Here is an 18,234-nt window from a genome sequence, read left to right on the forward strand (position 1 = left end):
GTGGTCAGGCGGTGTTGAGCGGGCGCTCGGCAGCGCCCGGAACCGGATCGACGTTCGGATCGGTGGACGAATCCGTGGGCGAATCGGTGGACGAATCCGTGGACGGACGCTCGGGCTCCACGTCCGAGATCGCCCGGATCTTGCGGATCGGCGAGATGAGTGTGAGGCCGGCCGGCAGGAGCAGTGCCACGCCGAGCACGACGATCGAGGGGCGGGTGCCGATGGCCGCGCCGAGGAATCCACCGACGAGTGCGCCCAGCGGCAGCGCGCCCCAGATGATCGTGCGGATGGCCGCCGTCGTGCGGCTCATCAGGTGCTGCGGCGTGATGGTCTGCCGGATGGTGATGACGTTGACGTCGAACAGCGGGTTGCTGGCGTTCTGGAGGAAGAAGGCCGCGCCGACGACGACCGCCGCCAGCGTGGGCTCGCCGCCGGCGAAGGCGAGCACGATGCCGCCGACGGCGCTGGCCCCGGTGGCGATGCACACCGTGGGGCCGACGCCGAACCACGCGTTGATCCGTCCCATCACGGCGATGCCGAACACGCCGCCGATGGCGCCCACGAACACGACCGTGGCGATGGCCGACGCGCTCAGGTGCAGGTCACGTGACAGGAACACGAAGAACACCGCCAGCAACGCCTGGAGCAGCAGATTCCAGGTCCCGGCGATCAGGGCGATCCAGCGCAGGAACCGGGTCTTCCGGACGAACACCAGCCCGCTGAGCAGCTCCCGGCGGATGGACGCGGGTTCCGGCGACTCCTCCGGCTCGGCCCTGACCGTTCCCATCGAGTGCAGGAAGAGCGCCGAGAAGGCGAACGTCGCGGCGTTGACGGCGATGGCATAGGGGGCCGACAGGACCCGCAGGATCAGCGCGGCGACACCGGGGCCGGCGACCTGGGAGACCACGGCGCTGCTCTCCAGGAGGCGGTTGGCGTTGATCAGGTCGCGCTGGTCGACGACCGAGGTGAGGATGCTCTGGTAGGCGATGTCGAAGAACACGGTGGCCACCCCGACCACGAACACCACGACGCACATCAGGGCGATCGACAGGTGGCCGGTCCACGCGAGGATCGGGATCGTCACGATCGCCGCCGCGCGGGTCCAGTCCGCCGCGATCATCACGACGCGGTGGTTCCAGCGCTCCACGAAGACCCCGGCCGGCAGGCCGAAGAGCAGGTAGGGCGCCCGTTCGGCCGCGGCGAGCAAACCCACCTGCACCGTGCCGACGTTCAGGAGGAGGATGGCCACCAGCGGGAAGGCGACCATGCTCACCTGCGCGCCCATCTGCGAGACGGACTCCGCCGCCCACAGCTTGCGGAACTTCGCCTGACCGGGAGTGAACGGCCAGCGTTTCAGCCGTGACAGGACCAATGCCATGGGGCAACTCTCTTGCTCGATGGATGGGGGTGCTACGCCGTCAGGGGGCGGTGGCGGTGACGGACGCGTCGGCCGGGTCCTGGGCCAGCAGCCGGACGACGTCGCCGAAGCGCGGCGCGCGGTAGAGCTCGCGCAGCGGCGGCGCCTGCCCGAGACGGGCCCGCAGCTGCCCGAGGAACTCCACGGCGGCGATCGAATCCCCGCCGTCGTCGAAGAAGTCCGCGGACTCGTCCTCCGGCTCGCCGCCCAGCGCCGCCGCCCAGCTCTCCCGGACGGCGTCCGCGACGCTTCCGGAGGACTCCGGGTGCGACCGGACCTCGCTCAGCAGGGCCCGCAGTACCGCGGCGTCGACCTTGCCGCGGTCGGTCAGTGGGATCGCGGCGACCGGCGAGAACGACGCGGGGACCATGTAGTCGGGCAGCCGGGCCGCGAGATGGTCGCGCAGGTCGGCGGCGCGCGGCGGGTCCGCGGCGTCGACCGCGACCACGAACGCCGCCAGCGTCCGGCCGGCGCCGAGGTCCACCGGGAGCACCGCGGCCTCGACGAGGCCCGGATGCGTCAGCAGCGCGTTGACGACCTCGCCCGGCTCCACCCGGAACCCGCCGCGGACCTTCACCTGGTCGTCCGCCCGGCCGCGGAACTCGATCAGCCCGTCGGGCCGGACCCGGCCCAGGTCGCCGGTACGGAACCAGCGCCCCTCGGCGCCGTCGGCCGTGGTGCCGAACCGCGCCGCGGTCTCCTCCGGCCGGTCCAGGTAGCCACGTGCCGGCGCGATCCCGCTGATCAGCAGCTCGCCGATCTCCCCGTCGGGCACCGTGCGCAGGTCGGCGTCGACGGCGACGAGCCCGACCCCGCGGATGGGGCGCCCGATGGTGACCGGGCCGCCCGCGGTCAGTTCGGCGAAGCTCACCGCGACCGCGGCCTCGGTCGGCCCGTAGGTGTTGACGATCCGGAACTCCGGGTGCACGGCCGCCGCGTGCCAGGCCTCGGCCGCGTCCGGCCCGGCGGCCTCGCCACCGATGATCATCAGCCGCACCGCCGCTGGCAGCCGCACGTGCGGTACCTGCCGGAGCGCGCGGCCCAGCTGGTTCCAGACACCGGTCGGGAGGTTGACCACGGTCAGTCCCCGCTTGTCGACGAGCCGCAGGAAGTCCTCCACGTCCTCGTAGCGGAAGTCCTCGTCCCGCAGCACGAGCGTCGCGCCCGAGCCCAGCGCGGTGAACACCTCCTCGAGCGCGATGTCGAACGCGATGGAGGAGAACTGCAGCTGCCGATCGGCCGGGGCGAGCCGGTACTCGGCGATCGCGGCCTCGATGTAGTTGACGATCGCGTGCTGCTCGTTGACCACACCCTTGGGTTCACCGGTCGAGCCCGAGGTGTAGTTGAGGTACGCGGCCGGGGACGCGACGCGCGGCACCCGGTCCAGCAGCCGCTGCGGCGGGGCGTCCGGGGCGAGGAGGCCGTCCCGTACCACCACCGCCGCGGGCCTGGCGTCGGCCAGCAGGTGGTCCCGCCGGCTGCGCGGGTCGCGCTGGTCGAGCGGCAGGAACGCCGCGCCGAGCCGCCCGGCGGCGAGCATCGCCGCCACCAGCCGCGGCCCGACCGGCAGGTCGAGGCCGACGACGTGCTCCGGCCCGACGCCGGCGGCGTGCAGTTCCTCGGCGAGCGCCGTGCTGTGCCGGAGGAGCTCGGCGTAGGTCAGCCCGCCCTCGCCGTGCTCGATCGCGTACGCGTCCGGCGTGCGCCGGGCCTGTCGCTCGAACAGGTCGGACAAGGAGACGCCGGGCAAGGGGAAGCCGGACAAGGAGACGCCGGGCAAGGGGACATCGGGCGAGGGGACATCGGGCGAGGACATGCCGGACAACGAGACCTCGGTCATCGCTCGTACTCCCACTCGGTCGTCCGCTCCAGCAACTCGTCGACGGCCGCCCTGCGCTGGTCGAGCTCGGCCAGTGTGGCGGCCGCGATCCAGATGTCGTAGACGCGACCGGCCGAGCCCTGCCGCCAGTGGACCGGTGAGCCGGCCCGGGTGCGCGGGTCGGCGCCGAACACGCCGGGCACGGCGCGCACGGTCCGCGGCGACGGCAGCGCCGACACCGCCGCAGCGCCGTAGGGCGGCTGCGCGTAGTAGTGCATGGCGTGGCCGGTCGGCTCGGCGAACGCGTCCGGCAGCGGCTCCCCGACCGCCAGTGCCGTGGCCAGCCCCACCGGCTCGACGGTCCCGACCCGGGGCATGAGCCGGTACAGGCCGCCGCCGAGCCGCCCGTTGACCTCGATGACGACCGGCCCCTCGGGTCCGAGCTTGAACTCGATGTGCGTGATGCCGGCGGTGAAGTCCACCGCAGCGATCGCCGCGGCGGCGCGCTCCAGCAGGGTCCCGGTGAGCGCGCTGTGCCGGTGCACCGGGAAGACGAGGCCGGTGTCGCGGGCCGGCGGGGCGAGCGGCAGCCGCAGCGTCACGCCGATGTGCCGGACCGCGCCGCGGGCGTCGACGGCGCTCTCGACGGAGACCGAGTCCGTCAGCAACGGCCCGAACGGCGTGTCGACGCCCTCGATGTAGCGCTCGACCACGTAGGGCCGGTCCGGGGACAGCTGCGTCATCAGGTCGCGGAACTCTTCGGCGGAGTGGACGAAGGCCGTGTCCTCGCTGCCGGCGCCCTCGCGCGGCTTGACGACGGCCGGCATCGGTACCCCGGCCGGGAAGACGCCGCCCCGCAGCGGAGCCGTCGGCACGTTGCCGACGCCGCACACGTTGAGCCGTTCGCGCTGGGCGATCTTGTCGCAGCACCATTCCGCCGCTTTCTCCGACAGGCCGGGCAGCCCGTAGTGCCGGGCGAGCCCGGAGGCGAGCCGGAGGCCCTGGTCGGCGAACGTGACGACCCCGGCCGGGACCCGCCCGCCGAGCGCGCGGACGCACGCGTCGACACCGTCGGCGACGACGACCTCGCCGAGCTCCTGCAGGACCGGTACGGACGCGAGCGCGGCGGTGTCATCCGGCTCGACGACGAACGTGCAGCCGCCGTAGGGCTCTGCGGCCTGGGCGATGGCGTTGGGCGGTGCGGATCCGATGCTGAAGACGTTCACGATCATGACGAGCGTTCCCTCCCTCTTCCTGGTCCGGCCGGATGCGCGAGCGCCTTTCGCCGGACGGCGGTCGGCGCCGTGGGCCGCGCGGTGGGGATGACGGGGCGAGACGGGTCCGTGGCCAGCTCGCGCAGGACCGTGACGAACCGGTCCACCAGGTCCCGCATCGTCGCCGCGTCGAACAGGTCCGTGCTGTAGCGCAGTTCCCCGGTCAGGCCGGCATGGTCGCCGCCGGGGGACCTCGACTCCACGAGGCCCAGCCACATGTCGTACCGCGAGAAGGACAGCTCGATGCGCTCCTCGGTGCAGGACAGCCCGGGCGCCCGCAGCAGCTCGCCGTCGTCGCCCAGGATCGTCAGCATCACCTGGAACAGCGGGTGCCGGGCGAGCGACCGCGGTGGGTTGAGCGCCTCGACGAGGCGGTCGAACGGGACGTCCTGGTGCCCGAGCGCCTCCAGGTCCGCCTCCCGGACCCGGCCGAGCACGGTGCGCAGGTCCGGTCGCCCGGCGCAGTCGACCCGCAGTACGAGCGTGTTGACGAAGAACCCGACGACGTCGTCCAAGGCCGCGTCGGTGCGCCCGGCCACCGGGGCGCCGACGACGATGTCGGAACCCGCGCCCAGCCGGTGGAGCAGCGCCACGAGCCCGGCGTGGACGACCATGAAGAGGCTGGTGCCGGTCGACTGGGCCAGCGCGGCCAGCGCCGCGTGCAGTTCGGCGTCCACGGTGACGGCCACGCGGTCGCCGCGGTAGGACGGCGTCGCCGGGCGGGGCCGGGCGAACGGCAGGACGAGCTCGTCGGGCGCGCCGGCGAGCGCGGACCGCCAGTGGCGGATCTGGCTGTTGCCGAGGCCGTGCGGGTCGGCCTCGGCGCCGAGCAGCTCGCGCTGCCAGGCCGCGTAGTCCGCGTACTGCACCGGCAGCGGCGCGAACGCCGGCTCCCGTCCCTCGGTCCGGGCCGCGTAGGCCCGTGACAGGTCCTGGAACAACGGCCGCACCGAGCCGTCGTCGACCGCGATGTGGTGCATCACGACGAGCAGGACGTGCTCGTCGGGCCCCGTCGAGAACAGCCACGTCGCGATCGGCAGGGCCACGGCGAGGTCGAAGACGTGCCGCGCCGCGGCGGCCAGCTCGGCCGGCAGGTCCGCGTCCGTGACCGTCTCCCGGCGCAGCGGCACCCCCACTGCGGTGGGCTCCAGGATCCGTTGCCAGGGCACGCCGTCCACGTCGACGAAGACCGTGCGCAGGCTCTCGTGGCGGACCACGACATCGCGGAGCGCGGCGGCGAGCGCATCGGTATCGAGCGCGCCGCGGATCCGCACGGCGATCGGCACGTTGAACACGCCACCCGTCGCTTCGAACTGGTTGACGGCCCAGAGCCGGTGCTGGGCGAACGACGCCGCGACCAGCTCCGACCTGTCCCGCGGGACGAGCGCCGGGCGGGTGCTCGGCGCCGAGCCGATGGAAGCCACCAGCCCGGCGACCGTCGGCGCCCGGAACAGCGCCTTGAGCGGAAGCTCCACGCCGAACCGCGCCCGGACCGCGTTCACCAGGCGGGTGGCCAGCAGCGAGTTCCCGCCCTCGTCGAAGAAGTCGTCGTCGGGCCCGAGCTCGTCGGTGTCCAGCCCGAGGATGTCGGCGAACAGCCCGGCCACGACGCCGTGGCGCTCGTCGCTCGACGGATCGGTCGACGGACCGGTCGACGGTTCCGTCGACGGAACGGTGGTCGGGTCAACGGTTCGCAAGGCCGGCTTCCCTTCGCACGGCGTCGCGCAGCGGCCGTCGCGGGCCCTGGGGACGGTCGCCCGCGATGCTCACGCGCTCCAGCACACGGGTCTGCGGGTAGTAGTCGGAGACCGCGTAGTGCTGGGTGGACCGGTTGTCCCACAGGGCGACGGCGCCGTCGGTCCAGTGGAAGCGCACCTGGTACTCGGGGTAGTGCGCCTGGTCGCACAGGTACGCCAGCAGCTCCTCGCTCTCCGCCGCGTCCACGCCGAGAATGCGCGTGGTGTAGAAGCGGTTGACGTAGAGGATCTTCTCCCCGGTCTCCGGGTGCACCCGCACCACCGGGTGTTCGCTGACGGGGAACCTGCCCCGGCCGTCGCGTTCCCGTGCGACCTCGTCGTAGCCGTCGTAGATGGTCAGCGGGTCGTGCACGGCGCGCAGGTTGGCGATGCGCTCCTTGACGTCGTCAGGCAGGCCGTCGTGGGCCGCGACCATGTCCGCCCAGAGCGTGTCGCCACCGGCCGGGGGGACGTGCAGGGCGCGCAGGATCGAGCCGAGCGAGGGCTTCTCGTCGCCCGAGCCGTCGCTGTGCCAGACGTTCTCGGCGCCGGGTTCGCCCGGCCCCGCGGCGACGCGGGTCACCTCGGGGAAGTCGCCCTTGTCCGGCATCGGCAGGAACAGCGGGTCGCCGAAGACGCGGGCCAGCTCGACGTGGTCACGGCTGGACAGATACTGGTCGCGGAAGAAGAGCACCTTCCAGTCCCGGAAGGCCCGCCGCAGGTCGGCCCGCGCGGTCGGCGGGATGGGCGCGGCCAGCGACAGCCCCGAGATCTCGGCGCCGATGGTGGGCCCGCACGGACGGATGGCGAAGTGGTCGCTCTCGGCGATGAGGTCGCGCCGAGCGAGGACCTGCGTGCGTCCGACGGGACGCCAACCGGACTTGACCCTTTGCATGACAGAAGACCTTTCTGTGACGGTCCGGGGTGAAGGGCCGGGCGTCGACAGCGTGCCGGTGCGCCGACGGTCCACGGAGGACGTCGTCGCGCGCCCGGCCCACGCCCGCTGAGCCCGTTGATAGTCATCGGGAAATGCGGTGCGGTCGGATATACGTCAGACCGTCACAAGGCCCAGCTCAATGGCGATCAGCTCGGCAAGATTCGCCCATGCCGCACCGCTGAACATATGATCGGCATTCGCCACTTCGTGTATGGCCGACAGAATCGTGCTTTCGGAAATCCAGCCGGCAAGATCCGCGGATCCCACCTCGCGGTCATTCGTTCCGTGGAATACCGTGATCGGAATGCGCAGTCGACCGGGCACGAATTGATATCCGGAAACGGCACGGATATCGGCTTCCAGGATTTCCAGCGCCACCGCACGCATCTCGGAATCGTCCGCGAAGTCCTCGTGCAGATAGCGCTCGGCCAGGGACTCCAGGGAGCCCAGCTCCTCGGCAGCGGTCCGGGCCGCCTCGGCCGGCGGCAGTTGCGAGGCGACGACCAGGCGTGTCACCCGTGGGCCCAGGGCGCGCGCGGCCTCGTAGGCCAGCAGGGCGCCGGAACAGTGTCCGAACAGGACGATCGGCCGGTCGCCCAGCGACTCGACCTCGGCGACGATGCTGTTGACGAGGGAGTCGACGTCCTCGAAGAAGGGCTCGTCGATGCGGCTCTCCCGGCCGGGTAGCCGTACTCCGTAGACGGTCGCGGCGGTTCCGAAGACCGACGCCCATGCACGGAACGGCGCTGCGCCGGCCCCGGCCCAGGGCACGCAAACGAGAGCCAGATTGTCTGTTAATCGCGGCTTGAAGGCTATGAGCGCGCCAGAAGACGCCCTGTTGAACATGTTCATCCCCGTTTTTTCCCCGTTACTTCCCATTTTTGGTGGGCGTGGGCAGGATGGTCGCCAGGCGCCAACGGTACGGTCATCCCGCCCCGGGAGAGAACAACACAGCCGTCGATGCGTTGTCAAGGCTTCCGGTAATAGCCTGAGTGACCGCCGGACTCCGGATATTCATGATCGAGAATCAATCGGCAAGTCCGTGCTCGAAGAACGTGATGAAGACGTGGTTCTGGCTGGTCGTGGGGGTGTTTCCCGGTGTTCGGGCCGTACTCGCCGGTGGGGTTCTCGCGGGTGCGGCCCTCACTCGTTGCCGTCGGTGGGCGGGTACGAGGCCGCCCCGGTCGACGCGGTTGTTTGGGGAAGATTTTATGGCCCCGCTGCGGGGTACCGTCGCGCAGGGCCGGCCGGCTCAGCAGGGCTTGCGCCACACCCCCAGCTCCAGCTTCTTCTGCATCGACGACAGCTTCAGCCGCCGTGACTCGGCGCAGAAGCTGCTCGTGGGCTCGGCGTACTCCACGTGGAAGACCGCCTTGCCGGCCTCGATGAACGGGGTGAGCCGCGCGCACTCGCCGTACTGGGCGCACTCCTCGTTGACCGCGAAGTCGAAGTGCGGGAGGAGCTGCGGGATCTGCGGCAGGTCGTTCTTCAGGCCCACCGACATGCCGCGGTCGTGCGCCAGCCCCGCGATCATGCGGTTGTAGCGGAGCTGGTCGCGCGCGGTGAGCGGGAAGCCGGTGGTGTTGCCGTACCCCTCCAGCAGGTCCGGCTCCACCGCGTCGAAGCCCTTGTCGCGGCACATGTCGAAACGGCGCTCCATGATCGGCCGCAGCAGGGAGATCTTCCGGATGTCCAGCCAGCGCTCGCCCGCCCAGCCGTTCCGCCGGCCCAGCACCGACTTCGGGAAGGCGTCCTTGTCGGACCGGAAGTCCTCCCAGGCGCCGACGTTGACGTAACAGATGACCTTGCGTCCGTCCCGGTGCAGCCGGGCCACGTCCGCGGCCGTGTTCTCGAAGCCGTCGATGTCGTAGACCGGCACGTCCACCGACGGGTCGACCCGGCTGTTGAGCTGCCACTGCCAGGCCAGCCCCGGCCGGGGCCGCCACAGCGCCCCGGTCGAGGAGTCCGCCGTACCGGAGGCCGATCCGGAGGCCGGTGGCGCCGCGTCGTCCCCGCCCCCCGGGCCGGAGCAGCCCGCCAGCGCCAGCACGCCGGTCAGCAGGAGTGCGCGTACCGTGGGCCTCATCGTGGTGCTCCGCTCAGTGCGGGGGTCAACTCACCCCAGGGATTGGGAAGTCCGCCCGTGACGGGACCGGACACGGCCGCGCCCCGCTCGTCCGCGGTGCGCACCGCGAGCGGCACCAGCGCCTCCGGGACGCCGTACACCAGATGGCAGAGCCGCTCGGGCGCGTGCCGGGCGGTCCACGCAGGCCGGGTGAACGACGACACGTACGTGGACCAGTGGCCCTCGAAGGTCACGGTGAGGTCGGCGAGGCGGGCGTAGCCGGGCGCCGGGTGTACCCCGGGGTTGAGGACCACCGTCCCGGCGCCGGTCCGGCGCACGCTCCGCACCAGCCTGCGGCAGGCGGGCAGCGCTTCCGGGGTCGCCGTCACCTGGTCGAGGAAGCAGCCGTCGGCCGCGTACCACGCCTGGTGCCGGCGTACGTCGGCCACCACGTCGGCGCACGGACGCACCCCGTAGTCGGTGTCGACGTACCCGAGGACGCGCGTGCCCGCCTCCCGCAGGGCCCCGGCCACCGCGGCGAACGCGGGGTCGGGGCCCTCCCCGGGCCCGTTCGCGGGGTTGAGGATCACGCCGTACGTGCGCCCCGCGCCCTGGACCAGACGGTGCCAGGCGCCCGGATCGTCGGCGGGGTGCACGTACAGCGGAATCAGCAGGCTCACGGCGTGCCGTCGCCTTCCCACAGCGCGGCCAGCGCCTCGTCGAGGGTGTGCGCGGGCCGCCAGCCCAGGGCCCGCTCGGCGGCCGTGACGTCGGAGCACTGCCAGGACACCTCGCCCGAGCGGACCGACCGTCCGCCGCCCGCGCTCTCCTCGACCCGCCCCCGGAAACCGGCCTGCGAGGCCAGCCCCAGCACCAGTTCGCGCACCGGGACGGCGCGGCCCGCGCTGACGTTCAGGATCCGTGGCAGCGGACCGGGCGCCGTGACCGCGAGCTCCACCGCGTGCGCCACGTCCCGTGCGTCCACGAAGTCACGGTAGGAGGACAGATCGCCGAGCCGCAGGACCGCGTCCGGGTCCCGGCCCGCCTCCCGCAGCAGCGCGGCCAGCCGGCCCGGCAGCCCGGCGGGCGGTGCGCCGGATCCCACCGGGTTGCCGACCCGCAGCACCACCGCGTCCAGGCCGGACGCGGTCACCACCGCCGTGCCCGCCAGCTTGGTCGCGCCGTACGGACCGGCCGGGCAGGTCGGGTCGGACTCGGTGACCGGGCTGCCCGCGACGCCCGGACCGTACTCGGCGGCCGAGCCCAGATGCACCAGCCGGGCCCCCGGCGCCGCCTCCCGCAGGGCCGCGCACAGCACGGCCGGACCGCGGGCGTTGACCTCGGCGAGGGTCACGGCGTCGCCGCCGGTCGCGCCCGCGCAGTTGACCACCGCGTCGGGAGCGGCCAGGGCCAGGGTCTTGGCCAGCTCCGCCGGACGGACCGAGGCGAGATCGACCTCGTGGTCCGCGCCCGGGGAGCGGCCGGCGCCGAGCACCAGCGCGCCCGGCAGGGCCCGCAGCCGTGCGGCGACATGGGCTCCGAGATAGCCGGTGGAGCCCAGGACGAGAATGCGCATGGGGTGCTCAGGCTCCCTTGAGGAGATGGGACTTGCGGGTGGTGAACTCCGCGTTGGCGCGGTCGTAGTCGTCGGGGCGCCCGATGTCCAGCCAGTAGCCGTCGAACTCGTAGGCCTGCGGCGGGTTCTGAGCTCTGATCAGGTCGATGACCAACTCGTCGAAACCGAGCGGGAGTCCGGCGGTGTAGCCGTCCAGCGTCGAGCGGGACAGGCCGTAGACGCCCATCGAGACGCGGTAGTCCATGCTGGGCTTCTCGGTGAAGGCGACCACCTTCGAGGAGTCGGTGGTCAGCACCCCGAAGTCGATGTGCACCTTGCGGGCGTACGTGGCGATGGTCAGCGGCGCCCCCGCGTCGCGGTGCTGCCCGAGGACGTCCGCGTAGTCGAGGTCGGTCAGGACGTCGCCGTTCATCACCAGGAAGGACTCGGGCAGGTGCTCGCGCAGGGTGAGCAGCGGGCCGAGGGTGCCCAGCGGGCTCTCCTCGGTGGCGTAGTCGATCCGCAGGCCCCAGGCGGCGCCGTCGCCGACGTAGGCGCGGATGATCTCGCCGAGATGGCCGATGGCGATGGTGCAGCTGGTGAAGCCGGCCGTGGCCAGCTGGCGCAGCACGATCTCCAGGATGGCGTGCTGGTCGCCGATGGGCACCAGCGGTTTGGGCAGCGCGGTGGTGTACGGCCTCAGCCGAACGCCCTTGCCCCCGGCCAGGATCACTGCGTGCATGGGTCTCCCCCTTGGTGTACTCGGTCTTGGTGTACTCGGTGCCGGACGTGCCGGACGGTCAGATGTTGTAGATGCCGGTCTTGTAGCGGGCCAGGTTGGCCGGGTCGCGGAAGAACTCCACGGTGTGCGCGAGTCCTTCCTCCAGGGTGTGCGCGGGCTGCCAGCCGGTGGCGGCGGCGAGCCGGCTCGCGTCGGCGACCAGCCGCATCACCTCGGAGTTCGCGGGCCGCACCCGGGCGCCGTCCTCGCGGACGTCGAGCGCGGTGTCCATCACCTTGCCGATCAGCGCGACCAGGTCGCCGACGGAGATCTCCCCGCCGGTGCCGGCGTTGAAGGTGCGGCCCACCACCCGCTCGGCGGGCGCGGTGCCGACGGCCAGGAACGCCCGCGCGGTGTCCTTGACGAAGGTGAAGTCCCGGGTGGGCCGCAGATCGCCGAGGGTCAGCGTGCGTTCCCCGGCGGCCACCTGGCCGATGACGGTGGGGATGACCGCGCGCATCGACTGGCGCGGCCCGAAGGTGTTGAACGGCCGCAGCGTCACCACGGGGGTGTCGAAGCTGGCGTGGTAGCCGTCGGCCAGCCGGTCGCCGCCCGCCTTCGAAGCGGCGTACGGGGACTGGGTGTTGATCGGGTGGTCCTCGGTGATCGGCACGGTCTGCGCGGTGCCGTACGTCTCACTGGTGGAGGTGTGCACCAGCCGGGGCGTGCCGAGGGCGCGCACCGCCTCCAGCACGTTCAGCGTGCCGGTGACATTGGTGTCCACATAACTGTGCGGCGCCCGGTAGGAGTACGGGATCGCGATCAGCGCGGCCAGGTGGTAGGCCGTGTCGGCGCCTTCGAGCAGGCCGCGCACCGAGCCCGGGTCCCGGACGTCGCCCAGGACGATCTCCACCTGGTCGAGGACGTCCGGGTGCAGGGTTTCCAGCCAGCCGTACGAGGAGAACGAGTTGTACTGGGCCATGGCCCGCACCCGGTGCCCCGAGGCGACCAGCGCCTCGGTGAGATGCGAGCCGATGAATCCCTCGGCTCCGGTGACGGCGGCGAGCGGTGTGGAGGTCAACTCCGGTGTCCTTCCGATGGGTTCGGCAGAAATGGGCGTGTGGGGGCGTGGGGAGTGGTGGGAGGTCGTGCGGCCCGGGGCGCGGGGTGTTCAGGCGTGCGGCGCGGGACGGCCGAGCTGCCACAGCGCGTACGCCGTCAGACAGAGCGCGGCGCCCGCGCAGGCCGGACGGAGCGCCTCGGCGGGACCGGGCGGCAGGCCGAGGAGGGCCACCGCCCCGGCGCCCGCGGCGGCGGCGAGACAGAGGACGGCCGACGGCCAGGCGGCGCCGAACGCCTGGAGCAGCAACGCGGTCCACAGGGCGGCCGCGAGGAGCAGCAGCGCGGTCGGTGCGACACCGGTGACCAGGGCCGCCGGCACCAGAGGCAGCAGATAGGCGAGCAGACAGACGGCGAGGATGCCGGCCGAGCGCAGCAGGAACCCGGCGGGGGTCGCGGTGGCGCGCAGAGCCGCCACCGACAGTCCGCGGTAGCGGTACAGCAGCCACTCCGCGGGGCCCATGCTGACGGTCAGCACGATCACCGCGTACGGCTCCTCGCGCCCCTCCAGCAGCACCAGCACCCCGGCGGCCAGTCCGAACAGGCCGTACGGCACCGACCACAGCAGACGCGGGAGGGGCCCGGCGGGCGCGGCCGGCGCGGCGAGGGCCGTGCGCAGCGCCACGGCGGTCGCGGCCAGCGTGCCCAGCAGGGCCAGCGCCGGCAGCCCGGCCCGCAGCGCTTCGCCCGGCTCCCCCCACGGCAGGACGAGCGCCCCCGCGACCAGCGGGGAGAGCGCGGCCAGCAGCAGCCGTTCCCGCGCCAGCACCAGCAGGACACCCGCCGCCGCCAGGTACAGCGACTGCGCGGCGGCGGCCAGCAGCGCGGTCACGTTCCCGGCGAACGGGACGGCCGCCGCCGTGGCGAGGGCGGCGCCGACGGGCGCGCCCGCGAGCACCGTACGGCCCGCCTCGCGCCGCCCGGCCGCCAGACGCAGGTGGGCGCGGTGGCCGAGCCCCTGCCCCCAGGCCCAGGAGAGCAGGCCCGCGACGATCAGCGCGGGGGCGTGCTCCGCCGCGTTCCACAGCGGACGGGTGAGCAGATAGGCCAGCCCCGGCAGGGCGAACAGCACACCTCGCAGCAGACAGCGCACGGTGTCCGGGCGCCAGACGTCGGCCGCCGGGGCGGGGTCGGGGAAGGTCCGCGGGACCCGCTCGTACAGCGCGGCGGCCAGCGAGAACAGACCGGGGTGGCCGTAGCGCTCCTTGATCAGGGCGGCCGACAGGCCCTCCGCCTCCAGCAGCGCGGCCACCTCGTAGGGGTGGACGGCGGGCCCGATGCGGTCGGCGAGTTCGGCGGCCAGTTCGCTCACCGCCTCCTCGTCGAGCCCCTGCCGGGGCAGCCGGAGGGTGAGCGTGGTCTCGTCCGGGGCCCGGCGCGGTCGGTGGCGCGGCGGGCGGGTCTCGGCGAGCCGCAGCGCCAGGGTGTCCCGTTCGGGGCCGCCGGGCTCCAGGGAGATCGGCCCGCTCATCCCGCCACCGTGCCCACCGGGGTGAGCGGGGCGAGCGGTCGGGGCGGCACGGGTATCGCCGCGGGTTCCCGGGCCGGTGCGGGCAGTTCGAGGTAGAGGGAGCGGAAGGTGTCGATGGTCTGCCGCAGGGTGAACTGGTCGATCACCCGCAGCCGGGCCCCCTCGCCCATCGTGCGGCGGCGCACCGGGTCGCGCAGCAGTTCCAGGGCGGCCGAGGCCATCGACCGGGGGTCGCGGGGCGGCACCACGAGCCCCGTGTCGCCGACCGCCTCGCGCACCCCGCCCACGTCGGTGGAGACGGTGGCCCGCCCGCACGACATGGCCTCGATCAGTGTGAACGGGAAGCCCTCGCTGATGCTGGACAGCATCACGACGTTGCCGGCCGCGTAGGCGTCCCTGATGTCGTCGACCCGGCCCTCGAAGGTGACGGCGTCCGCGTGGCCCAGTTCGGCGGCGAGCGCCTCGCACCGCTCCCGGTAGGCCTCGCCGCCGCGCGGGGTGCCGCCGAACAGCCGCAGGCGGCAGCCGGGGAGTTCTGCGCGGACGAGGGCGAAGGCCCGGATCAGGGTCTCCAGGTCCTTGATCGGGTCGACCCGGCCGGCCCAGCTGAGGGTGAGGTCCCCGGGTTCGGGTCCGGCGGGCGGGAACGCGGCCGGGTCCACGCCGTTGTAGACGGTGCGGATCGACTCCGGGGCGGCGCCCCCCTCCTCCTCCCACAGCCGGTTGTAGCGGTTGCCGGGGGTGATCAGCGCGGCCCGCCGGTAGGTCTCCTCGGCCAGCAGCCGGAAGAAGCCGAGGACGACCGCCTTCACCGGCCAGCGGTAGGGCGCGGTGCGGTAGCCGAGGTAGCGCTCGCGCAGGTACACGCCGTGCTCGGTCAGCAGCAGGGGCACACCATGCCGGTCGAGTGCGGCGAGGCCTGGCAGGACGGCCACTCCGCCGCTGACCGCGTGCGCCACCCCCTTCTCGGGGGCGGGCGCGGCGAGCGGGCGCAGGGCGTGCTCCAGCAGGGCGGTCGCGGTGAGCGCGTCGTGCAGGGTCGGGCCCGCCTCGCGCACGGCGAGGCCCGGCCGGTTCCACACCGAGGTGAGGACCGCGATGGCCCGGTCGCCGCGCAGGAAGGGGCTGAGCCTCCCGTCCGCAGCGGCCCGCGCCATCGTGTACAGGGCGGGCCCGAAGCCGCCCTCGGCGCGCGGGTCGAGCAGCGCGGCGAGGAACTCCTCGTACGCGCAGGCCAGTCGGGTGCGGGCGCGGCCGCGGGGCGGGCGGCCCGCGGGCGGGTCGCCCCACAGCGGGACGGACCGCACCCGCGCGACATGGGCGGGCAGCTCCCAGGCGAGCGGCTCGCGCCCGGTGCCGGTGACGGCGATGACGTCGAAGTCGATGTCGGGCATGCCCTGGACGAGCTGGTCGCACCAGACGCTGACCCCGCCGTGACTGTGCGGGTAGGTGCCTTCGGTGAGCAGGGTGACGCGCGCCGCGCCGGAGCCCATGTGTGTCATGCGGTGAAGTCCCCTCCCCAGGGCAGGGGTGAGCAGGGCTCCCCTGGAGCCGACGTACCCCCTTGCGGGACGCCGGCTCCCCCTCCGAGGCCGGTCGTCCCCGCATCCGTCGGCGTCAACTTAGTGAGGTGTCTGTGCGGGTTTTGTGATCTTGCCGTGAAAGATGACGGAAAAGTGCTCTTGAGTCATTGGTTCGGAAGACAACCGAATGATGTTTTTTTCCGCCTGGGGTGCTTGTGGGGCCCCTCGGGTGCAAGCGCTTCATGTGCTGGTCGTGGCCACGCGCGACACGGCGGCGAACCCCGTGGGGCCTCCGGTCGAACACCAGTGGTCCATACCGCGGCGGTTGATCCGGATGAGGCCGGAATCAGGTCACCCTAAGGGAGTAGGACCCTGTGTCTTTGGCATGTCCTTGATCCGCCGCACATCTCCCGTACCGGCGACCTTCACGCGGGCGCCACCGCACCCTTCCCGGTCGTTCGATGCCCTTGGAACACTCGCTTCCCGTCACGTGAGACACGCCTTCCGCACGAGAGGTCCCTCACCCATGTCCGAGGTCAACCGGCGCCGCTTCCTCCAACTCGCGGGCGCCACCACCGCGTTCACCGCGCTCTCCGGCAGCATCGAGCGTGCCGCGGCGCTGCCCGCGAACCACCGCACGGGGTCGATCGAGGACGTCGAGCACATCGTCGTCCTGATGCAGGAGAACCGCTCCTTCGACCACTACTTCGGCACGCTGAGAGGCGTCCGCGGCTTCGGCGACCCGCGCCCGGTGACCCTCGCGAACGGCGCCTCGGTATGGCACCAGTCCGACGGCGCCAAGGACGTCCTGCCCTTCCACCCCGACGCCGACGACCTCGGCATGGCCTTCCTCCAGGACCTCCCGCACGGCTGGAACGACGGCCACGCCGCCTTCCACGGCGGCAAGTACGACGGCTGGATCGCCGCCAAGTCCGCGACGACGATGGCGTACCTGAACCGCCAGGACATCCCGTTCCACTACGCGCTCGCCGACGCCTTCACCGTCTGCGACGCCTACCACTGCTCCTTCATCGGCTCCACCGACCCCAACCGCTACTACCTGTGGACCGGTTACACGGGCAACGACGGCAAGGGCGGCGGTCCGGTCCTCGGCAACGACGAGGCGGGCTACAGCTGGACGACGTACCCGGAGCGGCTGGAGCGGGCGGGCGTCTCCTGGAAGATCTACCAGGACGTCGGCGACGGCCTCGACAAGGCGGGCGGCTGGGGCTGGATCCAGGACGCCTACCGCGGCAACTACGGCGACAACTCGCTGCTCTACTTCACCCAGTACCAGAACGCCCAGCCCGGCGACCCCCTCCACGACAAGGCCCGCACGGGCACCGACGCCCGCAAGGGCGAGGGCTTCTTCGAGCAGCTCGAGGCGGACGTCAAGGGCGGGAAGCTGCCGCAGATATCCTGGATCGTCGCCCCCGAGGCCTTCACCGAGCACCCCAACTGGCCCGCGAACTACGGCGCCTGGTACGTCTCCCAGGTCCTCGACGCCCTCACCTCGGACCCGGCGGTCTGGGCGAGGACGGCCCTGTTCCTCACCTACGACGAGAACGACGGCTTCTTCGACCACGTGGTCCCCGCGTTCCCGCCCGCCTCCGCCGCCCAGGGCCGGTCCACGGTCGACACCGGCCCGGACGTGTTCAAGGGCGACAGCGGCCATGCCGCCGGCCCCTACGGACTCGGCCAGCGCGTGCCGATGCTGGTGATCTCGCCCTGGAGCAAGGGCGGTTACGTCTGCTCCGAGACCTTCGACCACACCTCGGTCATCCGGTTCATGGAGCGCCGCTTCGGCGTCCACGAGCCGAACATCTCGCCCTGGCGGCGCACCGTCTGCGGCGACCTGACCTCCGCGTTCGACTTCGGCCGCAAGGACACCCGCCCGGTCTCCCTGCCCGGCACCGACGGCTACGAGCCGCCGGACCGCGACCGTCACCCGGACTACGTCCCCATCCCGCCCGCGCACCCCGTCCTGCCCCGGCAGGAGCGCGGCCACCGCCCGACCCGCCCGCTGAAGTACGCGCCGTTCGTGGACGGTTCGGCGCACGGCGCGGCCGGGGAGATCACGCTCACCTTCGCCTCCGGCGCCCAGGCCGGCGCCGCCTTCCTCGTCACCTCCGGCAACCGCGCCGACGGACCGTGGAGCTACACCACCGGCTCGGGCAGGACCGTCTCCGACACCTGGAACCCGGCGGCCTCCGGCGGCTCCTACGACCTGACCGTGCACGGCCCCAACGGGTTCCTGCGCACGTTCCGGGGCAAGGAGGCCGGCCTTGAGGCGATCGCCCGGCACATCGGCGACGGCCTCGAACTCACCTTCACCAACAGGACCTCCGGCACGGCCGTGCTGAGGCTCACCGACGGCTACGGCGGCCGCGCCGCCTCCGTGCGGGTGCGCCCCGGCGCCGTGGTCCGCCACCGCGTCGACCTGACGCGGAGCCGGCGCTGGTACGACGTCACCGTCACCGCCGACGGCGACCCGGACTTCGTACGGCGGTTCGCCGGTCATGTGGAGAACGGTCGCCCCGGCGTCAGCGACCCGGCGATCGTCACGGAGTAGCAAAGGTCCCGGCGCGCGGGCAAAT

The 18,234-nt window shown here is 72.7% G+C and carries 14 protein-coding genes; 1 reads left to right on the forward strand and 13 read right to left on the reverse strand.

Going from position 1 to position 18,234, the window contains the following annotated elements:
• Positions 1-4: 4 nt before the first annotated feature.
• From ACYQ8Q_RS37835 to pelF, 13 genes are all read right to left on the reverse strand, one after another.
• Positions 5-1,378: an MFS transporter gene (locus ACYQ8Q_RS37835; protein WP_460071203.1), complete on the reverse strand. Its 1,374-nt coding sequence runs from the start codon at positions 1,376-1,378 to the stop codon at positions 5-7.
• A 40-nt stretch (positions 1,379-1,418) separates the two neighbouring features.
• Positions 1,419-3,257 carry a non-ribosomal peptide synthetase gene (locus tag ACYQ8Q_RS37840; RefSeq protein WP_460071204.1) on the reverse strand — a complete coding sequence of 613 codons (1,839 nt, stop codon included), beginning with the start codon at positions 3,255-3,257 and terminating at the stop codon, positions 1,419-1,421.
• On the reverse strand, positions 3,254-4,468 hold the full coding sequence (locus ACYQ8Q_RS37845; protein WP_460071205.1) for an ATP-grasp domain-containing protein: 1,215 nt from the start codon (positions 4,466-4,468) through the stop codon (positions 3,254-3,256). The genes ACYQ8Q_RS37840 and ACYQ8Q_RS37845 overlap by 4 nt, the downstream gene beginning before the upstream one ends.
• A complete protein-coding gene (locus tag ACYQ8Q_RS37850; RefSeq protein ID WP_460071206.1) occupies positions 4,465-6,207 on the reverse strand; it encodes a condensation domain-containing protein in 1,743 nt (580 codons plus the stop codon). Before ACYQ8Q_RS37850 ends, ACYQ8Q_RS37845 begins: the two co-directional genes overlap by 4 nt.
• Positions 6,194-7,141, reverse strand: a complete 948-nt coding sequence (locus tag ACYQ8Q_RS37855; protein ID WP_460071207.1) for a TauD/TfdA dioxygenase family protein — start codon at positions 7,139-7,141, stop codon at positions 6,194-6,196. The genes ACYQ8Q_RS37850 and ACYQ8Q_RS37855 overlap by 14 nt, the downstream gene beginning before the upstream one ends.
• Positions 7,142-7,297: 156 nt before the next feature.
• A complete protein-coding gene (locus ACYQ8Q_RS37860; RefSeq protein WP_460071208.1) occupies positions 7,298-8,035 on the reverse strand; it encodes a thioesterase II family protein in 738 nt (245 codons plus the stop codon).
• A gap of 400 nt (positions 8,036-8,435) precedes the next feature.
• Complete coding sequence (locus ACYQ8Q_RS37865; protein WP_460071209.1) at positions 8,436-9,269, reverse strand: endo alpha-1,4 polygalactosaminidase; 834 nt, start codon at positions 9,267-9,269, stop codon at positions 8,436-8,438.
• On the reverse strand, positions 9,266-9,928 hold the full coding sequence (locus tag ACYQ8Q_RS37870; protein WP_460071210.1) for a spherulation-specific family 4 protein: 663 nt from the start codon (positions 9,926-9,928) through the stop codon (positions 9,266-9,268). Before ACYQ8Q_RS37870 ends, ACYQ8Q_RS37865 begins: the two co-directional genes overlap by 4 nt.
• On the reverse strand, positions 9,925-10,824 hold the full coding sequence (locus tag ACYQ8Q_RS37875; RefSeq protein WP_460071211.1) for an NAD-dependent epimerase/dehydratase family protein: 900 nt from the start codon (positions 10,822-10,824) through the stop codon (positions 9,925-9,927). Before ACYQ8Q_RS37875 ends, ACYQ8Q_RS37870 begins: the two co-directional genes overlap by 4 nt.
• Positions 10,825-10,831: 7 nt before the next feature.
• The gene (locus ACYQ8Q_RS37880; RefSeq protein WP_460071212.1) at positions 10,832-11,545 is read right to left on the reverse strand and encodes a nucleotidyltransferase family protein; all 714 of its coding nucleotides are present in this window, start codon (positions 11,543-11,545) and stop codon (positions 10,832-10,834) included.
• Positions 11,546-11,603: 58 nt separating this feature from the next.
• The gene (locus tag ACYQ8Q_RS37885; protein ID WP_460071213.1) at positions 11,604-12,605 is read right to left on the reverse strand and encodes a GDP-mannose 4,6-dehydratase; all 1,002 of its coding nucleotides are present in this window, start codon (positions 12,603-12,605) and stop codon (positions 11,604-11,606) included.
• Between the two features lie 90 nt (positions 12,606-12,695).
• Positions 12,696-14,114, reverse strand: coding sequence for a hypothetical protein (locus tag ACYQ8Q_RS37890; protein WP_460071214.1), 1,419 nt, complete (start codon positions 14,112-14,114; stop codon positions 12,696-12,698).
• Positions 14,111-15,616, reverse strand: a complete 1,506-nt coding sequence (gene pelF, locus ACYQ8Q_RS37895; RefSeq protein ID WP_460071215.1) for a GT4 family glycosyltransferase PelF — start codon at positions 15,614-15,616, stop codon at positions 14,111-14,113. Before pelF ends, ACYQ8Q_RS37890 begins: the two co-directional genes overlap by 4 nt.
• Before the next feature lie 547 nt (positions 15,617-16,163).
• Here pelF and ACYQ8Q_RS37900 point away from each other — a divergent pair.
• Complete coding sequence (locus tag ACYQ8Q_RS37900; RefSeq protein ID WP_460071216.1) at positions 16,164-18,209, forward strand: phosphocholine-specific phospholipase C; 2,046 nt, start codon at positions 16,164-16,166, stop codon at positions 18,207-18,209.
• Positions 18,210-18,234 lie beyond the last annotated feature (25 nt).

Source organism: Streptomyces sp. YKOK-I1 (assembly GCF_054660435.1).